Origin of the sequence: Mesorhizobium sp. M2A.F.Ca.ET.039.01.1.1, assembly GCF_003998035.1 — a bacterium.
Lineage (GTDB): Bacteria > Pseudomonadota > Alphaproteobacteria > Rhizobiales > Rhizobiaceae > Mesorhizobium.
In genome coordinates this window covers 1-4,480 of the sequence record NZ_RZRY01000530.1, presented here as the reverse complement: position 1 = coordinate 4,480, position 4,480 = coordinate 1, and the positions used below count along the sequence as shown (strand labels likewise).

Below are 4,480 nucleotides of genomic sequence, written 5' to 3'. Positions count from 1 at the left end.
CCCGGTCAGCGAGGGGCCGCGCAATAGGCTGCGTAGCCGCGACATCTTCATTCCCGACCTTCACACGGACAACATCAAAGTCGACACGCGCGACTTCAGGGGAAACGCGGAATTTCTTGCCCGGCCTAGGATCGCAAGTCGAACCAGAACGTTACAGGTCCAGCGGTTGTGCCGGCGCAGCTGTGGCAACAAGGGAGGCGACAATGACATACGACAAATCCAAGCGAGGCGGCGCGACCGTTGGCAGGTCTCCGGCGGTGAAAGGTACGAGGTCAATTATTTTGCCCGCAAGCAGGGCATCAGCAGAGACCAGGCCGAGGCCCTCATAAAGCGGGTCGGAACGACTGCGACAAGCCCAATGCGGCCTCGGAGAAACTGAAGAAATAGGCTGCAGATTGCAAATACCGCATTGGGTAGTTCAGTTCCATCAGAGTGAGGTCAAGTGAGTAAGTTAGCGTCGCATCGGCCCACAATCGAAGCGTTTTCCACTCGCCCTGCCAGGCCAGCCTCGCGCGGCGCGGCCCATCTGCCGCCACCGGCTTTCCGGCCGGTCCAGCTCGCAAAGCTGGTGGACAGGGTTCCAGCTGGCGATCGCTGGATCCACGAAATGAAATATGACGGCTACCGCATTCTCGTCGCGGTAGGCGGCGGAGAGGCGCGCGCTTATACGCGCTCCGGTCTGGACTGGTCCGGCCGCTTCCCCTCTATCCTTTCGGAGGCAGGCAAGCTCAAGGTTCGATCCGCGCTCATCGATGGCGAGGCCGTTGTCATCGACGCCCAGGGGCGATCGAGTTTCCAGGCGCTCCAGAACGCCTTGAAGGGTGATCCCGCCAGCATCGATTTTTATGCCTTCGACCTGCTCCAACTCGACGGCGAAGACCTGACGAGGCTTCCGCTCCTGGAGCGCAAGGCGAAACTGGAGGGAATCCTGCCGGCGAAGAACCCTATCCTTCGCTACTGCGATCATATCCAGGGCCGGGGCGAAGAATTGCTGAACCGCTTCTGCGACGCCGGCCTCGAGGGGGTTATCTCGAAGCTGGCGGATTCGGACTATGTTGGCGCCCGGGATGGAAGCTGGCTGAAGATCAAGTGCATCAAGCGTCAGGAATTCGTACTCGTCGGCTGGACGCCGTCAGACAAGGATCGCGCGTTTCGATCGCTTATCCTTGGGATCCATGACGGCGGAAAGCTACGCTTTGCCGGCAAGGTCGGGACCGGTTTCGATACCGCAGAGATGGCCAGGCTGATGAAGACCATGGCGCCGCTCGAGCAGAGCGCCGCCACGGTCGAAGCACCGCGCGCGGAAGTTCGCGGCGCGCACTGGATACGTCCGAAGCTTGTCGCCGAGATCGCCTATACTGAAATGACCAACGAAGGGACACTGCGCCATCCAAGCTATCTCGGCTTGCGCGAGGACAAAAAGCCGGAAGCCGTTGCGCTTGAGACGGAACGTCACACAGCGACGCTGCCGGCCCCGGCGACGAGCACGATTGCCATCAGCAACCGCGGCCGCGTAATCTACCCTGAGTCCAACATCACCAAGGGCCAGCTCGCCGACCACTACGCAGCCGTCGCGGAGATCATGCTCCCTTGGGTCGGCAGCAGGCCAATCAGCCTTGTTCGCTGTCCCCAGGGCCGCGCGAAGAAGTGTTTCTTCCAGAAGCACGACGCCGGCAGCTTCGGCGACAAGGTCCATCACGTCGGCATCACCGAAAAGGACGGTCACGAGGAGCCGTACCTTTATGTCGACGATGCCGATGGGCTGATGACCTGCGTGCAGATGGGAACGATCGAGCTGCACGGGTGGGGCGCTCGGATCGAGGACGTCGAAAAGGCCGACCGTCTCGTCTTCGACCTCGACCCTGATGAAGGTCTCGATTTCGAGGCCGTGCGCGCTGCCGCATTCCAGTTCCGGGATATTCTGAAATCGCTTGGGCTAACCACCTTCCCGATGCTGACCGGCGGCAAGGGCGTGCACGTGATCGCCCCGCTCACTCCACAGGCCGAGTGGCCGCAAGTGAAAGACTTCGCACATCGTCTCGCTCAAGCCGTCGCCCAGACCGATCCCTCTCACTTTACGGCCGTGATGGCGAAGGCGAAGCGGAAGGGACGGATCTTTGTCGACTATCTGCGCAACCAGCGAGGGGCGACCGCGATCATGCCCTACAGCGCGAGGTCCCTACCGGGCGCTCCGGTCGCCGCGCCCATCACCTGGGCGGAAATGAAGACGATTGATGCGCCCTCGCATTTCCACGTCGGCGATGCTCGTGAATTGAAGAAACGCGCAGCCAGCAAATCCCTGGCGGGATGGGGTCGAGCCGACCAATTATTGCCAAATCTGTAGCCCATTCCTCGACGACAGAAAGACTGGTCAAGGCTTCGCCTCGTTCGCCTGATTGGAACCCGGGGACATCGGTCCCGTTTGCCTCGACCATGGCAAAAACCGATCCACGGACCGTCGCCAGCCTCTTGAGGGAATATGCACATCGCACATCGCTTCGCGGAGGCAATCCCTATCGCACCAAAGCTTACTTGCGCGCTGCCGATAGCTTGGCTGCGTTGTCGCAGCCGCTTGATCGGATCATTGCCGCGGGCGCCCTCACCAGAATCCCGGGCATCGGCGACGCGATCGCGGACATGGTGCGAGGCTTCGGGAATACCTTCGTTAGCTGCAATGAATCCCTTTTGTAGTTCAACCGCGCATTGTACCGCATCAACTGCACTGGCGAACTCGACAAGCACACCGTCGCCCATAAGTTTGACTACGCGACCATTGTGCTGGACGACCAATGGAGACAACACGGCCTGCCGACGTGATTTCAATGCGGCTAGTGTGCCAGCCTCTTCGCGTTCCATCAGGCGGAATAGCCAACAACATCGGCTGCCAAAATTGCAGCAAGGCGGCGTTGGGTTCGAGTCTCGGCCATGTGGGTTGAATACTTTCAGAAAGCCGGGCAATTGGGATTGTATTGGTACCTTGGCCTAGAGTCTATCCGGCCCGATTTCCGAGAGGGGTCATACGCGTCGTAATATCCGCCCCACGTCCGTTCGCTGGGACATTGCGGACATGGCAGTACTGCATCGATGCTCTCGGTCCTCGAATGCTCGGGGTTGAGTCTCTATCTTCGCCGTCATGATCGCCGCCTGCTTCTCCGTGCTGTTGCTGAGTAGCTGTCTCGACAATTCATTGATTTCGGGGCCGCTCTAACCCACGCTCCGGTATGACAATGGGATCGCAAAATCCATTTCGGTCCTTTGTCGCTCGTTTAATTGGTCACACTATCAGCAGAGCTGACCCGCCGGATCATGGGTTGCAACGTTATGCGGGTTCGGCTCGACGGCAGCTTTGCGCCGCATCTCAGTCAGCGGTCTCTTTGACCGTGGACGACAGCTTTGCGCCGCACATGCCTGAGAGGTCAGCTTTGCTGCTCATGAAAGCAAATGCCGCTGGCGCCGCGCTGGAACCTGGAACCTGCTCTTCTGCGCTTGACCTTGACACTGCACCAGGCACACCGCCAAGGCCGCCAAATGTAAGGCCATTGGCCATATCGCCGTTTAGAATGTCGACCGACTCAAAGATCGACTGAGACCGTCCCTTGCGCGCGGCTGCAACAGGCCAGGATATAACCCGCAGATTTCTCTTCGGACGTCAGGCCGCCAAGATCACACATCGCGACTTCACCTGAGAGCTTGGCTATTCGGCAAGTGCCGCAAACTCCTTGTTGGCATGCGGTGGGAACATAGACACCGCATTTGCGCGCTGCATCCAGTAGGGTCTCTCCGGGCGCGCAGCGATGCTCTAATCCAGACTTGGCGAAATGGACAAAGGACGAAATGGCAAAGTCATCCGGAGCAACACCGCTAGGGTACCCTCCGAAGCTCTCCTCGTAATAGGCCAGCGGTTTAACGCCAACCTCATCAAAACCATCTCGCAGCGCCGTCATGTAAGGTTCTGGGCCGCACGTGTAGACTGCGCGCTTTGCAAGATCGGGAACAAGGCGCAGGAGCATGGAGCCGTCTATCCGGCCGCTCGGTCCCGTCCCCGAGGGACCTCCCTTCGAACAAAGGAATGTTACGCCGAGGTTGGGAAATCGGGCAGCGAGTGCATCGAGTTCCGATCTGAAAATGATATCGCGTGGCGAGCGCACGCTGTAGATGAGACGAAGGTCCAAATCGAATGCTCGATCTGTCAACATTCGCACCATCGACATGAGAGGCGTGATCCCGCTGCCGCCCGCAAGAAAGAGAAGCTTTGCGCTAGCAAAGCCATCGAGTTTGAACGAACCCAGTGGGCCTTCAATCCTGATCTCGTCGCCGGACCGCAGATTGTCATGGAGCCAATTGGAAACGAGCCCGCCAGGTGTCCGCTTTACCGTAATCTGCAAATCAAGTGGACGGGTCGGTGGAGAGGCAACGGAATAGGGTCGCGTCACCTCGAGCCCATCAATGCTGAGGCGAAGAAGCACGTATTGCCCCGCAT

General features: G+C 59.3%; 4 protein-coding genes and 1 pseudogene. 3 read left to right on the top strand and 2 right to left on the bottom strand.

The genetic code is table 11. The features are described from left to right. The first annotated feature begins 166 nt into the window (after positions 1–166). The 3 genes from EOA24_RS44145 to EOA24_RS28505 all read left to right on the top strand — a co-directional run bounded on the left by EOA24_RS44145 (position 167) and on the right by EOA24_RS28505 (position 2,691). The gene (locus tag EOA24_RS44145) at positions 167–379 is read left to right on the top strand and encodes a DUF3606 domain-containing protein (RefSeq protein ID WP_348633087.1); all 213 of its coding nucleotides are present in this window, start codon (positions 167–169) and stop codon (positions 377–379) included. Positions 380–442: 63 nt separating this feature from the next. After that, the gene (gene ligD / locus EOA24_RS28510) at positions 443–2,344 is read left to right on the top strand and encodes a DNA ligase D (protein WP_281059904.1); all 1,902 of its coding nucleotides are present in this window, start codon (positions 443–445) and stop codon (positions 2,342–2,344) included. Then, positions 2,308–2,691 (top strand): helix-hairpin-helix domain-containing protein, encoded by a 384-nt coding sequence (locus EOA24_RS28505; protein ID WP_348525681.1) that lies wholly within the window; start codon positions 2,308–2,310, stop codon positions 2,689–2,691. Before ligD ends, EOA24_RS28505 begins: the two co-directional genes overlap by 37 nt. Here EOA24_RS28505 and EOA24_RS43375 read toward each other — a convergent pair. Together EOA24_RS43375 and EOA24_RS28500 are read right to left on the bottom strand one after the other, a co-directional pair. Continuing rightward, positions 2,647–2,927: pseudogene (locus EOA24_RS43375) on the bottom strand (adenylate/guanylate cyclase domain-containing protein); the annotation flags it as partial. The gene EOA24_RS28505 and the pseudogene EOA24_RS43375 overlap by 45 nt on opposite strands. Before the next feature lie 645 nt (positions 2,928–3,572). Continuing rightward, positions 3,573–4,480: iron-sulfur cluster-binding domain-containing protein (locus EOA24_RS28500; RefSeq protein ID WP_133374650.1), on the bottom strand; the 908-nt coding region annotated here is incomplete at its 5' end.

Excerpts from the sequence above, each read along its gene's own strand:
- EOA24_RS28505 (WP_348525681.1), top strand. The coding sequence starts at position 2,308 with ATGGGGTCGAGCCGACCAATTATTGCCAAATCTGTAGCCCATTCCTCG.